The organism is Schaedlerella arabinosiphila (assembly GCF_003885045.1).
In the GTDB taxonomy this organism is placed as follows: Bacteria; Bacillota; Clostridia; order Lachnospirales; family Lachnospiraceae; genus Schaedlerella; species Schaedlerella arabinosiphila.
Genome location: NZ_RHJS01000002.1, coordinates 933,791 through 949,739, shown reverse-complemented (window position 1 = coordinate 949,739; position 15,949 = coordinate 933,791). Strand labels below are relative to the sequence as shown.

Below are 15,949 nucleotides of genomic sequence, written 5' to 3'. Positions count from 1 at the left end.
CAGGGATAATGACATGAAGAAAGAAAAAACAAAATGCTTAGGCGTTTTGTTTTATCTGTATCCTTTTGCTGCAAGTGCAATGAAACAGATGCGGCTGTTTAAAAGCATCGGGCATTTGCGCCGTTCCAATACAGGGACTTCAGCTATGATACTGTTTGCTGCCGGATTGGCAGTTTGGATCATTTCTTTTGAAATATCAAAAAAGATATCTGACAGGAAGGACTTAGTATAAAGTATACCCAAGGGCACCCCGTTATGGCCATAACGGGGTGCCCTTGGGTATACTTTGTGAAACGGCCGAATGGCAATCGGACTGCCGGGAGCACCGGAAGGTACACCACCATCGCCATCCCGATGGAAAAGCACAGACACATCGCCGGAAGCATATACTGCCGGAAAAATCCAATCAGCCGGTTCAGAACCAGGTTGATCAGGACGCCGAAAAGTCCGTATACAAACGTGGATATCCCGGCCATGAACGGGGAACCGATATTTTTTGCCGCCATATATGTAGACATGCCGGACAGCACCGGGTAGAGGGCCATGGTAAGGATAAACTGCAGCGCGATGTACACCAGGATCTTCCAGCCTTCCGGATTCTTTTCACCGCCGCCCTTTTTCCGGCGCTCCGCCACATTCTCAGATTCTGCCCCAGTCTTCGGTTCTGATCCCGTGACCTTCTCTGGTTCTTTTAGATAAAAGGTCACCAGCAGCAGTGCAAAAACCGCAAGCAGATTATACAGAAACGGCGCTTTCCAGCTGATCCCGGCCAGGATGCCCACCACCGGGCCGGCGATCATGGCGCAGGCATTCATGGCGCTGGAACCGTACCCGATCATGGCGGACTTCTTTTCCTCCGGCACACTGTTGATAATCAGCGCGTTCCGCATTCCGGAGAAACCCACGCCGATTCCAAGCAATGTCCGGAATACAAGGATCATGATCCAGCTTTTATCAAAGAAAAACGGAGCCACACCCCCCACAAGGATTAAAATGGTTCCAAAAACCGCGCAGAACCGATAGCTTATTTTACTTCCCGCCAGCCGGCCTGTCAGGATGGCCACAGGCAGCGATACCAGACACGGCAGCGAGGTGACCATCCGTACCATGGTCACGGAAAGCTCCGGCCATGCCTGGATCATCGTCTCCATAGCGGCATTCATAAATGTCCCGCCGCCGGAGAAGAAGAAGATTGATAAGATTGCAGCATAATTTAAAAATGTCAGTGTTTTTTTATGTTCCATGAATCTCACATTCCTTCCTGATCTTTTACTTGATATCGACGGTAAATGTATACCTCCCGCTTCCAATCTCCTCACGGATTCCAGGCAGCGCCACCTCCGCAGTGGTATTTGCGGGAATCTCCACGTGTACGATTGCCCGGCCATCCAAAAGCTCCCAGTCCACCGCCGCTTTCCCGTAAGGCGTTTCCTCGGAAACACCTGCAGAAGTCAGGCCGCAGTCCAGCGCCGGCGCGATACGCAGCTTTTTATATCCCGCCTCTGCCATCTGCAGGCCGCCGATCTCTTTATACATCCATTCTCCCACACAGCCGAATGTATAGTGATTGTAGCTGTAGGTGCTGACTTCCCCGTTTTCTCCGACAGCTCCCCAGCTTTCCCACATGGTGGTGGCGCCGTGTTCCACTTCGTACAGCCAGCTCGGGCACCGGGTCTGGAACAGCAGGCTGTAAGCCACATCCCGCTTTCCGTTTTCGCAGAGCACATCCATAAGGAACAGGACGCTCAAGAACCCGGTATCCAGGCAGCCCCGGTTCTTTTTGATCATTTCACAGAGATGTTCTGTCATCAGCGGCCGTACCTCATCCGGAACCAGCCCCATCTTCAGTGCGATCACATACAGCCCCTGAAAATCCGCGTCCATGGTTCCGTCTGTATGGACATATTCCTTGATAAATGCATCCCGTATCTTTTCATAAAGTGCTTCATATTTTTGTGCATCCTCTGTTCTGCCCAGCACGTTTGCCACCTTTACCATGTTCATGGCGCTGAACGCGTAATATGCGGGAGCCACCGTTTCCATGGTTGCCAGCGCGGTCTGCATCATGGCGGCTCCGTCCGGATTGCCCAGGACAATGCTTGGAATCAGCCAGTCCCCGAAATGGAAATCTGTGTTCCAGAGGTAACGGCTCCTTGCCTTGTGTTCCTCATCCCAGCTCTCATACGCTTCCGGATGATGGTTTGTCGCACGGTCTGCAATGTAGTCCATCCATTTTTCCATGGCGCCGTAGTTCTCTTCCAGAATCCGGCGGTCGCCGTATGCCTGATAGACCGCGTAAGGCACGGCGATCACCGCATCCCCCCAGCCGCAGCTTGTGACGCTGCCCTGTCCGGCCATCATAAAGATCTCGTAGGCTTTCAGAAACGGCACGATATCCGGAACCGCTCCCGAATCCAACTGATCTGCCCGGACATTTGCCATCCAGCTCGTCAGAAAGGCGTCCGCCTTCCGGTTGAAGCACATGGTCGGCGCATAGGCCATGATGTCCCCGGTCCATCCGGCTTTTTCCCTCTGGGGGCAGTCTGTTGGGATGGAAATGGTATTTGCCGTCTGGCTCCACCAGATATTTTCCTGCAGCTTGTTGAGCCTCTCATCGGATGTATGGAAGGTTCCGATATCCTCCATTTCACTGGAAAACACGTGGGCCTTCACCGCATGTTTCGAGATACGCCCCGGCCATCCTGTGACGCGCACATACCGGAATCCGTGGTAGGTAAAGGAGGGGCGGTAGGTCTGATGGCCCTCCTTTGTGATGTAAAAATCGGTCTGCTCCTTGTTGGTTCCGAGAATGTTGTTGAAGTAATTTCCGTCGTCTCCCAGCACCTCCGAATGCTCCAGTTTCACCTGGATGCCCGCCGGCGCGTCCAGCTCAATCTCCAGGACGCCTGCCATGACCTGTCCCATGTCGATCATGGTCTCCCCTGCCGGTGTGGTAAAGATCTCTGCCGGTTCCAGCGTTTTGATCACCCGGACCGGAGGCGCGCACTGGCCGGTCAGATTTTCCATCGGATATTCCGCTTGATGAACCGGAATCCAGTCCCCATCGTCAAAGTCCGGCGTATTCCAGCCCCTGATCTCTTTTCCCGCATCATACTTCTCCCCTACGAAGAGGTCGGAAAACAGGATCGGGCCTGTGGAGGATTTTCCCTGTTCCCCGGTGATCGTCTCTTTGCTTCCGTCCATATAGTCCAGATCACAGTCCAAAAGCAGCCCGGTCTTGTTCCCGTACTGGCAGCTATCGCCGGATACGCCCACCCGGCCTGCCCACCAGCCGTCCGCCAGAATCACGCCGAGCACGTTTTTTCCTTCCGAAAGCAGAGACGTCACATCGTAGGTCTGGTACTGCAAAACCTTATGATATGAGGTATTTTCCGGCGCAAATTCCCGCGCGTCCGGCCTGGTTCCGTTTACATATACCTGATAAATCCCGTGGGCGGTCATATAGATTCTTGCCTTTTTCAGACCCTTTTTTACCTCAAACGGAATCCTGACATACTGGGCCGGGCGAAATTCCGCAAAATCCCTTTCCTGATCCGCAAATGCATTGACGGATACGGAATCGCAGTCCATCTCTTTTCCCGCCAGGCTGTCCGGGGTCGGCTCCTGTTCTGGCTCCGCCCACCCGGATACAAAGGGGACGCCAAGCCGCCCGGTCTCAAAGCAGCCTTCCAGGGAAGCGGTTTCTCCGTGATTGTCCCAGACGGTGACTTCCACCTGGTAGGCGGTCTTCGGTTCTGCCCGGAAGCCCTCCGCGGTGACCTCAATGCTGGTGTCCCGATCCAGTTTTCCCGTGTCCGCCGCCAGTTCATTTTCTTTGTAAAGCCGGATCTGATATGCAGTCTGGTGAACGTTCTTCTTCCCGCTTTCCAACTTCCAGCCAAATCTCGGTTCCGATACATCCAGACCGATCGGATTGGTCATATGCTCCACTGTCAGCTTCTTTACTGTAAGTCCGTTGATATTCCTCATTGTATGTTCCTCCTTAAGATTTGAATTGTAAGCCATTTCTCTTTGCCGGCTTTTCGATCGCCGGCCTCTCATGTTCCAGGTGATCCATGCCTTTCTTTATGTTGTGGATATTATAGATCTGTTTTCTTTTTCCTGGTAGGATTCTGCTGAGTCTGTTTAGCTGATTTCATTTTTAGAAATTCTGACTCAAAATCATATTATAAATTGACTTTATTTCATCTCCGGATTATACTGATATACAGCCATGAACGCAGAAACAGCCATTTTCACGGCTGTCTGCCGTCACATGCCGCAGCCCGGTCAGGAAAGGAGGAACGCAGCAGTTCCAGACTGCAGAGCGGATACCCACCTGCTGTTTGGGACCGTTACGGTAAGAATATGAACCTGAACTATGATATGGTCATTGAAAGCTTAAATACCTGGAACAAGGACGAATTGCTGTTTCAAGAATATTATGAAATGGAAAAGACACCGGAAACGATTTTTGCATTTTATGAAAAGCATAAGGACGACCCCTACAACACCTCCATCGTCATGCACCCGGAGCTCCTGCCGTCCAGGCAGGACGAGGAGGCCTTTATGCGCGTTTCTCAAAACGCGGTGCTGATCAAGCATCCCCGGTACTGTCCTTTTTATTTTCATGAACATGGCTATTTTGAAATGATCTATGTAATCTCCGGGAGCTGCATGCAGAGCTTTGGCAGAGACCAGGAGATCGAACTGTCCGAAGGGGATCTGTGCATCCTTGCCCCGGATGTGGTTCACGGCATTTCTGCTTTTCGCGACTGCCTGGTCATGAATATCCTCATCCGGCGCAGTACATTTATGGATATCTTCATGAATACCATCCGGGATAAATCCCAGATCGGGTTATTTTTTATGGAAAATCTGTTTGCAAAAAAGAAATACCCTTACCTGCTTTTTCATACAGGTAAGGATATGGTTGTGCGCAATTATATATTGGATATGTATTTGGAACAGACCAATGAAGATGAATTTTCGGACCGCATCATCTGCAGCCTGCTGACGATCTTCTTTACCCAGCTGACCCGCAGGCATAAAAAGACGATGGAACTCTCCTCTGCCGGGAAGAGCAAACGTGGAAATGAGGAGGCGCTGGTAAACTATATCCTGAACAACTACCAGACCGTCACCCTGGAGGAACTGAGCAGAAAATTCTACTACTCCGTCCCTTACTGCTCCAAGGTAATCAAAGATTTTTCCGGCTCCACATTTTCGGAGCTTTTAACCTCGGTACGGCTCCAGCAGGGGGAAAATTTCCTGCTGCTGACTCAGATGAGCGTAGCGGATATCAGCGCACGGCTTGGATATAAAAATCCGGAAACTTTTATCCGGGTCTTCCAGAGATATCACCATATGACACCCAGCCAGTACCGCAGGCAGAATGCATTCTGAGTGACAAGCGGCTTCTGCCGCCGAAGCAATGTATTTATATACAGCTTTCCAATCTCTTAATTCTCCTGCCGCAATTTCTTTCGGATCTCTGCCATCTCCTGCATGATCGCAGGCACATCCAGACTCTGGGGGCAGTGTTCCGTGCAGGCGCCGCATCCGATGCAGTCCTCCGGCCGCTTCCCCTCCGGCATGGAATCCGCGAAATTGGCCCTCCACTCCTCATTTACCAGCTTCACGTCGTTATAAAGGGAAAGAACCTTCGGGATGTCGATCCCAACGGGGCAGTTCGGAGTACAGTAATGGCAGGCTGTACATCCCACCGCAATCTTGGACCGGAATGCATCCAGCGCTTTTTTTACCAGCTCCTCCTCGTCCTCCGTCAAAAACGGTTTCTCCGAAAATGTCAGCAGATTGTCCTCCACCTGCCCCGGATCGGACATGCCGCTCAGCACGACCTGCACCTGGGGACGGCTCATCACAAACCGCATCGCCCAGGATGCGATGGAAGCCTGGGAATCCGCTTCTTTGAACATTGCTTCCGCCTCAGGCGTCAGGCTTGCCAGCTTCCCTCCCCGGACCGGTTCCATGATGATCAACGGGATGCCTGCCTCCTCCAGAATGTCATACAGTTCCTTTGCGTCCCCATAATACCAGTCCAGATAATTGAGCTGGATCTGCACGAAATCCCAGGGATATATTTTCAGCAGCTTTTTCATGGATGCCGGCGACCCGTGGAAGGAAAAGCCCAGATTTTTGATCTTGCCCTCTTTTTTCAGTCCGTCAAAATACCGGAGCGCACCGCATTCCAGAAATTGGTCCATCCATGCGTCCTGAATGCCGTGAATCAGATAGAAGTCGATGTATTCCATGTTCAATCTGGACAGCTGTTCCGGAAACTGCTTTTTATAATCCGGCTCTGCCTGCAGGTTGAACTTGTCCGCCACATAGTAGCTGTCCCTGGGATATTCTGCCAGAGCCTTTCCCAAAAATTCCTCGGACTTTCCGTTGTGGTAGATGTACGCCGTATCATAATAATTGATCCCGCCCTGGTAAGCCTTGTCGATGACGGCTTTTGCCTTCTCGTAATCAATGTTTCCCTGATCCTCGCCCACCACCGGCAGGCGCATGGCGCCCATGCCCAGCATGGACAGCTCCTGGGTATCCTTGAACTTTTTATAACGCATATCATTTCCTCCTTCGGCTGTGTGATGCGCTCCCGGAATCCCTGAGGCAGGAATCTGCAGAAGCTCATGTTGTTTTTATCATTATACAGAATCGCAGAGGAAAACTCAATGACTGTGGCCATTCTTTTGATTGACTTTATAAGTTCTGCTGGAATCTGCTAATTTAAAAGATACCTCACTTTTTCCCCAGGTTAAATGGAATCCGGCCGCAGAGATAGAGAGGAACCGAATACTTTCTATCCGCAATTCCGCCGTAGGTATTTTTCAGCTGATAAACAAAATCCAATTTTCCTCTTTCCAGCAAGGCATTTGCTGTGTTTGCCCTGTTTTTCCCTCTTTTTACTTCCAGGCCGTAATCCATATTGTCAATTCGGCTTCTGACATAAAAATCCAATTCACCGCTTGTTTTTTTATCTATGGCAAACCATGGCACCTGGCCGGCTATTTCCTGTTTCCGAATCCGTCTGACAAGCTCAAGGTAGACAAAATTCTCACACAGAACCCCTTCAATGATACTCAATGGTTCTCCTGTCAGTTTCAGAAAATAGCCTGCTACACCCAAATCATTAAAGTAATAACGGCAATTATCTACAATATCCAGATTACTGCAATCCACACTCATACTGCAGTAGCCAATCTGGTGTGATAAAAACAACCAACTAACAGCATAGTTCGTCATTTTTTTTGTGATTCTCCCGCTTTCCTCCTTAAAAATGATCTTCGTAAGATCCGTTGTAAGATCCGGCGTTCCCTTTTTTTCTTTCAAAAGAGTCGCTGCAATCGAAGAAAAAATCTTTTCGAACATTTCCAATTCTAAAGGACTGTCAAAATATCTTGAAGATTCTTTGACAAATATCTGAATCAGATTGCTTATCATTGCTTCACAATCTGGAATACTCCTGCTTTCTAAATATGTGGTTACAACTTCCGGATATCCGCCTATTTGCAGGTAAATATGAAAATAGGACTTTAATTCCTCATATCCGGCGTGATCCGATCCTCCATATAAATCGATTGCTTCGTATAATCCGCGCTTATGGAAAGCATCCAGAAATTCTGGAAATGTAAGCGTGGTCATAGTAAGCACCTCTGTGTCACCGGCTGAAAGAAAATACTCTTTTTCCCGTGTTTTTCCAAGATAAGACCCTGTTACAATAAAATGTGCCTTAAAATCTCTGGCAAATTCCCTTATCTTACTATATACAACGGATGATTCCTGGATTTCGTCGATCACGATCACCAGATCTTCACAATCTGAAAAATCAGGATCGTATAACTGGAACGCTCTATAAACCGGATTTTTTTCCCGCTTCTTCCCCGGCTCCCAGCTTGCAGCCGTTTCGAGACATTGCAGAAAATCTTTGCCCGAAGATCCAATCATATTAATATAGAGATGACTCTTATACTCTTTTTTTGCAAACTTATCCAGAATATATGTTTTTCCGACCTGACGTGCTCCCTCAAGTTCCAAAACCTTATGATTGCTTTTACTTTTCCACGCAAGTAATTTCCTGTAAATGTCACGTTTTAGTTCCATACTCCCCCTCCTTCTTTGTCGACTGTTCTAAACAATGAATTTCCTACATAAAAGAATAGCACAAATCCGTAATGTTTACCACTTCAAAAATTCATTCACTCCACCCCCGCAGCCGGCACCGCAAAGGGCACCTTCCGGTAATTGTAAATATTTGAGATACTTGTATGGGTTTCTTATAATCCCGTCTTTGACAGTAAAAAAAGTAAAAACCGCTATATCCCTTATATTTACTGGGGTATAGCAGTTTTTTGTGTTGTCATGGACTTTGGTAATTTATTCCCGCCCTTTACTTTTTTCTGGATTGACTTTACTATCATAGAAAGTTTGTTTTTTCAAAAGAATCGTGTATAATATAGGCAAAGGAGTGATATTATGGCATTACCACAGGAAAAAATTTATACCATCGAAGATATCTACGCCCTGCCGGAAGGCCAGAGGGCGGAACTGATCGACGGACGGATTTACAACATGGCTCCGCCAAATACGATACATCAAAAAATCAGTTGGAAGCTGCATCAGGCAATCGGAAACTACATCAGCTCCAGGCATGGAAACTGTGATGTTTATGCTGCCCCATTCGCTGTTTTTCTAAATAAAGATGACAGAAATTATGTGGAGCCGGATATTTCCGTCATCTGCGACAAAAGTAAAATGAATGACAAGGGATGCGTCGGAGCCCCCGACTGGATCATTGAGATTGTTTCTCCCTCAACGCAGCATATGGATTACGGCATAAAGCTGTTTAAGTACCACACTGCCGGAGTCCGGGAATATTGGATTGTCAATCCCATAAAACATACCATAAATGTATATGACTTTGATCAAGACAAATTTACGTCTCTATACAGTTTTGACGAGGATGTCCCTGTCTGCATTTTTGAGAATCTAATCGTGAACATGGAGCTTCTGCTTTCGTAAAAAAACGCCCGGCGCTGCCTGCGTCAGGCGGTTTTTTAGCTGTCCTCCGGCTTTTTTTCACTCTATCATCCAGCTTCCCCTCCTCCGTTTTTTCACTCCGCTCCCCGCAGCCGCTCCACCACCGTCCCTTTTTTCTCCATACTCCGGTAAGCCATCAGCGGCACCGCCGCGCATACAGCAAGTACAAGGGCCGAAGCCGCCGCCATGGGCGCAGCCGGCACCGCAAAGGGCACCTTCCGGTAATTCATGGACTGGTACAGCGTATAAGTCGCCGCCAGCCCGACAGTCCAGGTGACGCACAGGGAGCCTCCGGCGAATAAAAGCCCCTCCATCACCAGCATCCTGCGTACCTGCCTTCTGCTCATGCCGATGCTTTCCATGACCGAGATCTCCGTCTCCCGGCTCCGGATATTTCCCACCAGCGTATTCACATAGTTCAGAATCCCGATCAGCGCCAGGATCAGAACCATCCCCAGCCCCACTTCCATCATGTTTCCCTGGGCCTTTTTCACCGTCTCCATCTCCTCCAGCTTGGATTCACAGGAAATGTTTTTGGCGCAGCCGCTGTTTTCCACCAGCTCCCGCAGCTCCCCTTCTGTTTCCCGGTCGTATTCCCGGCTGTAGCGGAGACTGACCTTGTAAACAAAAGCTTCCTCCGCAAATTCCCGCAGCGCCCCATCGCTTACGATCAGCGTGGGGGCACACCCGGGCGACTCCCCGGTATAATCATTCACATCCGTAAGCCCTCCGACCTGAAATGTCCGCCTATGCCCCGGGTCTTCAAAGTCAGCGCAGGTCACGCTCCTCCCCCGCAGCTCCCCGTCCGTAAATGCCAGGCCGTTTCGGTACAAGATGCAGGTCTGCCCCTCCAGAAATGCCTGTTCATCCGCAGGCTCCTCCAATGTGCTGTTCAGGCAGGAAAACTCGGTTTCATTGATTCCGACGATGAAAGAGCTGTATTCTTCCGGATGGTCCTTATAATTCTTCCGGCCCTCGTCCTCATAGGAAGACTGCACCATCCACATATCGTAAAACTCTTCCATCCACATGTCCGAAAAATCCGGTTCCCAGGGCACCAGAATCTCCCTGCAGCGAACCTCATAGATCTCTTCCAGCCCCTCTATTCCTCTCAGCTCGTCGAGAAACTCCCCGTCCATCACCTGCCGGCGGTCCTCCCGGTTCTCCTTTTTCAAAGTCTTATTCTCCAGCACCATGTCCATATCCATATAATTGGATACTATGGTGCGGGCCGCCTCGCTCTCCAGCAGGGTGACCAGGCAGAGGAACAAAGACAGACCGGCAGACAGGGACAAAATCACGATCCCGGCTTTCTTTTTATCCTTTGTAAGCTGCTCCTTTGCCAGACGCCACAGGACACCTCCCCGTCCCGTCCTGCGGCTGCGCTTTCCTGCCTGGCAGGGACGGTAGCCCAGGGCTTCTACAGGGGATATGGCCGCCGCGGCCCGGGCCGGTTTCTGTCCTGCGGCAAAGACCGTCAATGCAGCCAGAAGCACCGACAGCAGTACGATCCATGGATGAAAGGCCACCCGGACGCTTTCCTGTTTTCCCAGATACACGCCCATAGACTTCACCACCGAAGGAATGAGCCAGAAGGAGACACCTGCCCCGATAGCCAGCCCTCCTGCGGCCCCTGCCGCGGCCAGGATCGAAAGCTGCCGCCCCACCAGACGGCGGATCTGCTTCCCGGTCATCCCCACCGTCTGCAGCAGCCCGTAATACCGGATATTTCCGGAAACGGAAAGATACATGATATTGTAGATCAAAAGGCAGGCGCACAGGCAGGCAATCCCGGCCAGCCCCGCGGCTCCCGCCAGAACCTGGACGGCGTTCTCGTATTCCATGTTGAAAAACAGGTTCTGCTGCTTTTCCAGATGCAGGCTTTCGATAAACGCCTCCTGCTTTGCCCTGGTCATCAGCTTCGGTTTGAAGTCGATCATATACCGCCCGGAAGCCACGCTGGACAGTTCATGCCCGGACTGCTCATAAAATGCTTTGGATACAAAGACGACATCCTTGGCACCGTACCCGTCCCACATGCCGGAAATCCGAAATTCCCCTGTAAATTCCCCCAGCGCCGTGCCGTAGGTCATGGTAAAGGTGTCCCCTGTTTTCAGCCCTTCCAGGCCGCAGCTTTTGAGGCTTTCCCGTTTTACCAGCACTTCATCCGCCTTCTGAGGGTAATGCCCCTCCATCCAGGTCCGGCCGGGCTTTCGCATCTCCTCCCAGCAGGTCTCGTCTGTCCAGAGCAGCCCCGCGTCCGGGGTATCGTTCTGTTCTGTCTCCACCACATAACCGGCCACCGCCTCGATTCCTGACCGCAGAATATCCGGATTTTCCCGGCACAGCTCCTGCTGTTCCCGAGTGAGCCCGTACAGGTACGCGTCATACTCCGCGCCGTGCAGCCGGATGCCCTGGGTCTGCTGCATTTCAAAAAAAGTAGCTCCCCCCGTAAATATACAAAACGTCAAAAATGTAGAAAACAGGACTGCCAGCAGGATGCTGATATTCCGCCGCCGGTTGGTTCGAAAGGAACGCTTCGCCATGTTTTGAATGACTGTGGTATTATGATTCTTCAGCATGGCTTGGCCTCCTTTCATGTTCCCCGCGCTCCACGATCCGGCCGTCCTCGATCCGCACGATCCGATCCGCCAGCTGGGCGATGTCATTGTCGTGTGTAATCAATACCACGGTCTGCTGAAACTGCTTTGCCGCCATCTTTAACAGCCCGATCACGTCATGGCTTGCAGCCGTGTCCAGGTTTCCCGTAGGCTCGTCCGCCAGCAGGATGGCCGGCTTGGAAACGATGGCCCGGGCGATGGCAGCCCTCTGCTGCTGCCCGCCGGAGAGAATACCCGGAAGAGCTTCCTTCTTCCCGGAAAGCTTTAGAAATTCCAGAATTTCCTCCGCAAATTCCCGATCCACGCGGCGCCCGTCCAGCTCCACAGGGAGCACCACGTTTTCATATATATTCAGATCCGGCACCAGATTGTAGTTCTGGAACACAAAACCCACCTTCCTCCGGCGGAACACCGCAAGCTGCTCCTTGTTCATCTCGTTTAAGTTCCTGCCGTCCACGTACACCTCCCCTTCTGTGGGAACATCCAATCCCCCGACCATGTGAAGGAGCGTGCTTTTCCCCGATCCGGAAGTTCCGATGACCGCCACAAATTCCCGCTCCCTGACGAGAAAATCCATACCGTCCAATGCCTTCACCGTGTGCTCCCCAAGCTGATAATATTTTTTCAGATTCTTTGTTCTGATGATCCATGATTCCATATCTGCCACCCTTTCCTTCTCCAAATCATCCGCAGCAGCGGTTATATAGAATATATCCCAAAAAAATCACAAACCAGTCTCATTTTTGAATTTTCACTAAATTGTGATATAGTCTATGAAAAAAAGTCTGAAACTCCTCTTGGGACTTCCAGACTTTTTTGTGTTTCAGACATACCTCCGGGCCGCCTTTTACAGGAACGGGTTCCAGTACCGTCCCCCATTGACCGCCTGCAGCACAAAGGAGATCCCGATCAGACCGAAACCGAGGGCAATGGTTCCGTAATCCAGCCCGGTGAACTTTCTCTCCCGGTACCAGGTCCGCTTCGGCTCCTTCCCAAAGCAGCGCAGCTCCATGGCGTTGGAAACCACCTCGATCCGGTCCATGCTGGAGAGGATCAGCGGCATCAATATGGCCGTCGCCCCTTTCAAACGCTTGATGATACTCTCCTTCCCGGACAGCTCCACGCCCCTTGCCTGCTGGGCCAGGGAAATGGAATGAAACTCGTCCATCACATCCGGGATATAGCGGAGCGCCAGCGACACGGAATAGGAGATCCGGTAGCTGACCCCCAGCTTATTCAGCGACGCCGCAAATTCGCTGGGCTGTGTGGTGGAGACAAAAAGGATCACCACCGGGATGGTAGCAGTGTATTTCAAAATCACATTTGCGTGGTACAGCAATTGCTGCGCCGTAATGCTGTACCTTCCTATCAAATGAAGCAGTTCTGTCCTGATTCCGTAAATGCTGACCCCGTGCTCCGGTGAAAACAGGTAGATCAGCAGATTATTGAGGAACAAAAAGACCAGCGAGAAGATCAGGATCACCTTCACTTCCCCCACTTTGATCCTAGATACCCGAAACAGCGCCAGCGCGCATACCGTAAGCAGGATCAGGTAGCGGGTGTCAAAGGTGATCATAGCCGCCAGGACCCAGCAGAGCATACACGCCAGTTTGGCCGCTCCCGTCAGTCTGTGAATCGGAGAAATTCTGTCAATGTAATTGAATAACTGGATCATCCTCTCTTTTCCTCCTTTTCATAGTCTATAAAATGCTGGACAAACACATTGGAGTCCTCAATCCCGCAGAGCAGGGACAGATCGTAGAGCGACGTCTCCTTTAAGTTCGCCCGCTCAATGATCTCCGGGTTGGTCAGGATATTGGCGGAGGTGTCGTTTGCGATCACCTGTCCTCCCGAAAATACCACGGCCCGCTGCGCGTATTCCAGCATCAAATGCATATCATGGGTGATCATCACCACCGTAATGCCCCGGCCGTGCAGCTCATTGAGAAATTCCATGATCTCCGTGTAATGCCGGTAGTCCTGCCCCGCCGTAGGCTCGTCCAGTATGATCATCTGAGGGTCCAGCGCCAGTATGGATGCGATGGTGACGCGCTTCTTCTGGCCGAAGCTCAGCGCGGATACCGGCCATTTCCGGAAGGGGTAGAGCCCGCAGATCTTTAAGACCTCCTCCACCTTCGGGGTGATCTCCGATTCCGGCACATTTCTCTGGCGCAGGCCGAATGCCACTTCATCAAAGATCATGGGCTTGGAGATCATCTGGTTGGGATTCTGCATCACATACCCGATCCGGTCCGCCCGCTCCTTGATGCTGTAATTTTTCATGTCCTGCCCCTGGAAGGTCAGCGTCCCGAGCTGCTGCTTCTCAAACCCGCATACCACCTTGGAAAATGTGGATTTTCCGGCGCCGTTGGTTCCTACGATGGCAAGCAGTTCCCCTTCATCAATGGAAATGCGGATATCCTTGAGGGCATGAAACCCGTTTTCATATGTAAAATCAATTTTATCGGCTGTCAAAAGGGCTTTGCCCTCCTGTTTTTCTTTTCCCCTTTTTCTTGCGTGAAACCAGTTTCGGACTTTCTTTTGATCCTCCTCCGTCAGAGTCAGGCTTCGGATGCTCCTCGGCCTGCACTCCGGAGTGATTTTGACCCCGGCATATTTGAGGGCAGTCAGGTAGAGCGGCTCCCGGATTCCGTTTTCCTGCAGCACGTCTGTGGAAAGCAGCTCATCCGGCGGCGCGTCCTTCACGATCCGGCCGTCTTTCATCAGTACGATCCGGTCCACGTCCCGCCAGAGCACGTCCTCCAGGCGGTGCTCAATGATGACGACCGTAGCCCCGGTTTCCTTCTGAATCCGGTCTATAATCTCAATGGCCTTCTTCCCGGTGGCCGGGTCCAGATTGGCCAGAGGTTCGTCAAACAGCAGGATACCTACCTCGTTGACCATGACGCCGGCCATGGAAACCCGCTGCTTCTGGCCGCCGGAAAGGGCGTCCGGCGAGTGCTCCAGATGGCCCTCAATGCCCACCTGGCGGGCCACCTGCCTGACGGCCTTTTTCATATCCTCCTGCCCCACACAGGCATTTTCCAGTGCAAACGCAATATCCTCCGCTACGGTCAGGCCGATGAACTGGCCGTCCAGATCCTGCAGGACCGTTCCCACCATCCTGGATATCTCAAAAATGCTCAGTTTTTTTGTCTCTTTATTCTGGATCGACAGCTTCCCTGTAGATTCCCCGGGATATGCAAATGGAATCAGCCCGTTCATGCAGTGGGTCAAGGTAGACTTCCCACAGCCCGACGGCCCCGCGATCAAAATCTTTTCGCCCGGATAGATCTCCAGATTGATATTTTTTAATGTAGGCTCTGCCTGGGCATCATACTGAAAACCAAAATCTTCAAATTTTATGATAGGCTCCTTCACCTGTTATGTCCTCCTGTCCGCGTCAAATCGCCGTTTTCCGGCCGCCCTTTGCGGTGCGGCATGCCCCGCCCGCTTTTTTGGGCCCCTGTTCTTTTTTGGTGTACTGAAAAAAGGGCAGCAGAAACCACCCCTTTTTACACCTGCGTATTAATCTTCCTTTTTCAAAGATCCTTTTTTCGCCCTGGTGGATGCGTATGCAAAGCACAGGATCGTACCAACGACTGCCGTAGAAAGAATATTTCCCACGCTGCCCACTGCTCCCTGCAGGAAAATCTTTTCCATCGGTTCGTTGTAGATCAGAATGTCCAGACCCGGCGCGATCAAGCCCCAGGAGATCAGATGCGCGATCACCTGAACCACGTTAAAGATCACTGCGCCTTTTATTCCAAATTCCCCATTGGACAGTTTGATCTTATATCCTACGAATCCCATTGCCAGACCGAAAAACGCGGAGCCTGCAACCCAGCTCCACCATACGCCCCAGCCGCTTGCCAGGTCGCTCAGGAAATGTCCGATCAGCCCCATCAGGCATCCTGCCAGAGGGCCGAACAGCATAGCCATCACGCCGACCACCGGATAGTGAACGCTCAATTTCAGATTCGGAACCGGAGTCGGGATTGCAATATAGGTGCTCAGTACAAAAAATAACGCTGCCCCGATACCGATTGCTACGATTGTTTTTACTGCAAAATTCTTCATGTGTAAAACCTCCTCTTTTTTGTAACTCTTTCCTTTTAAGATACCTTGTGAAACGGCCGAATGGCCATTACGGGGTGCCCTTGGGTATACCTTGTGAAACGGCCGCATGGCCATAACGGGATGCCCTTGGGTATACCTTGTGAAACGGCCGCATGGCCATTACGGGGTGCCCTAAGGTATACTTT

At 51.2% G+C, this 15,949-nt stretch carries 11 protein-coding genes; 2 read left to right on the top strand and 9 right to left on the bottom strand.

Annotated features, from left to right (window positions below; translation table 11 throughout):
• Positions 1-179 precede the first annotated feature (179 nt).
• Together EBB54_RS04845 and EBB54_RS04840 are read right to left on the bottom strand one after the other, a co-directional pair.
• Positions 180-1,244, bottom strand: a complete 1,065-nt coding sequence (locus EBB54_RS04845; RefSeq protein WP_162307088.1) for an MFS transporter — start codon at positions 1,242-1,244, stop codon at positions 180-182.
• Positions 1,245-1,269: 25 nt separating this feature from the next.
• Positions 1,270-3,990, bottom strand: coding sequence for a family 78 glycoside hydrolase catalytic domain (locus EBB54_RS04840; RefSeq protein ID WP_162307087.1), 2,721 nt, complete (start codon positions 3,988-3,990; stop codon positions 1,270-1,272).
• Between the two features lie 378 nt (positions 3,991-4,368).
• Here EBB54_RS04840 and EBB54_RS04835 point away from each other — a divergent pair, with 378 nt between their 5' ends.
• A complete protein-coding gene (locus EBB54_RS04835) occupies positions 4,369-5,406 on the top strand; it encodes a helix-turn-helix transcriptional regulator (RefSeq protein WP_016297040.1) in 1,038 nt (345 codons plus the stop codon).
• 56 nt (positions 5,407-5,462) lie between these two features.
• Here the strand turns inward: EBB54_RS04835 and EBB54_RS04830 are convergent, their stop codons facing one another.
• Both EBB54_RS04830 and EBB54_RS04825 read right to left on the bottom strand, forming a co-directional pair.
• A complete protein-coding gene (locus EBB54_RS04830; RefSeq protein WP_125126583.1) occupies positions 5,463-6,590 on the bottom strand; it encodes an aldo/keto reductase in 1,128 nt (375 codons plus the stop codon).
• Positions 6,591-6,765: 175 nt separating this feature from the next.
• Positions 6,766-8,127 (bottom strand): ATP-binding protein, encoded by a 1,362-nt coding sequence (locus EBB54_RS04825; RefSeq protein ID WP_125126582.1) that lies wholly within the window; start codon positions 8,125-8,127, stop codon positions 6,766-6,768.
• A gap of 372 nt (positions 8,128-8,499) precedes the next feature.
• Between EBB54_RS04825 and EBB54_RS04820 the strand changes: the two genes are divergently transcribed.
• Positions 8,500-9,045, top strand: a complete 546-nt coding sequence (locus tag EBB54_RS04820) for a Uma2 family endonuclease (protein WP_125126581.1) — start codon at positions 8,500-8,502, stop codon at positions 9,043-9,045.
• Between the two features lie 92 nt (positions 9,046-9,137).
• Here the strand turns inward: EBB54_RS04820 and EBB54_RS04815 are convergent, their stop codons facing one another.
• The 5 genes from EBB54_RS04815 to EBB54_RS04795 form a co-directional block, all read right to left on the bottom strand.
• Positions 9,138-11,645, bottom strand: a complete 2,508-nt coding sequence (locus EBB54_RS04815) for an ABC transporter permease (protein ID WP_125126580.1) — start codon at positions 11,643-11,645, stop codon at positions 9,138-9,140.
• Entirely contained in the window at positions 11,629-12,342 is a 714-nt protein-coding gene (locus EBB54_RS04810; protein ID WP_125130602.1) for an ABC transporter ATP-binding protein, read from the bottom strand. The genes EBB54_RS04815 and EBB54_RS04810 overlap by 17 nt, the downstream gene beginning before the upstream one ends.
• Before the next feature lie 189 nt (positions 12,343-12,531).
• Entirely contained in the window at positions 12,532-13,359 is an 828-nt protein-coding gene (locus EBB54_RS04805; protein WP_125126579.1) for an energy-coupling factor transporter transmembrane component T family protein, read from the bottom strand.
• Positions 13,356-15,065 carry an ABC transporter ATP-binding protein gene (locus tag EBB54_RS04800; RefSeq protein ID WP_125126578.1) on the bottom strand — a complete coding sequence of 570 codons (1,710 nt, stop codon included), beginning with the start codon at positions 15,063-15,065 and terminating at the stop codon, positions 13,356-13,358. The genes EBB54_RS04805 and EBB54_RS04800 overlap by 4 nt, the downstream gene beginning before the upstream one ends.
• A gap of 147 nt (positions 15,066-15,212) precedes the next feature.
• Complete coding sequence (locus EBB54_RS04795) at positions 15,213-15,764, bottom strand: ECF-type riboflavin transporter substrate-binding protein (protein WP_125126577.1); 552 nt, start codon at positions 15,762-15,764, stop codon at positions 15,213-15,215.
• Between the last annotated feature and the right edge of the window lie 185 nt (positions 15,765-15,949).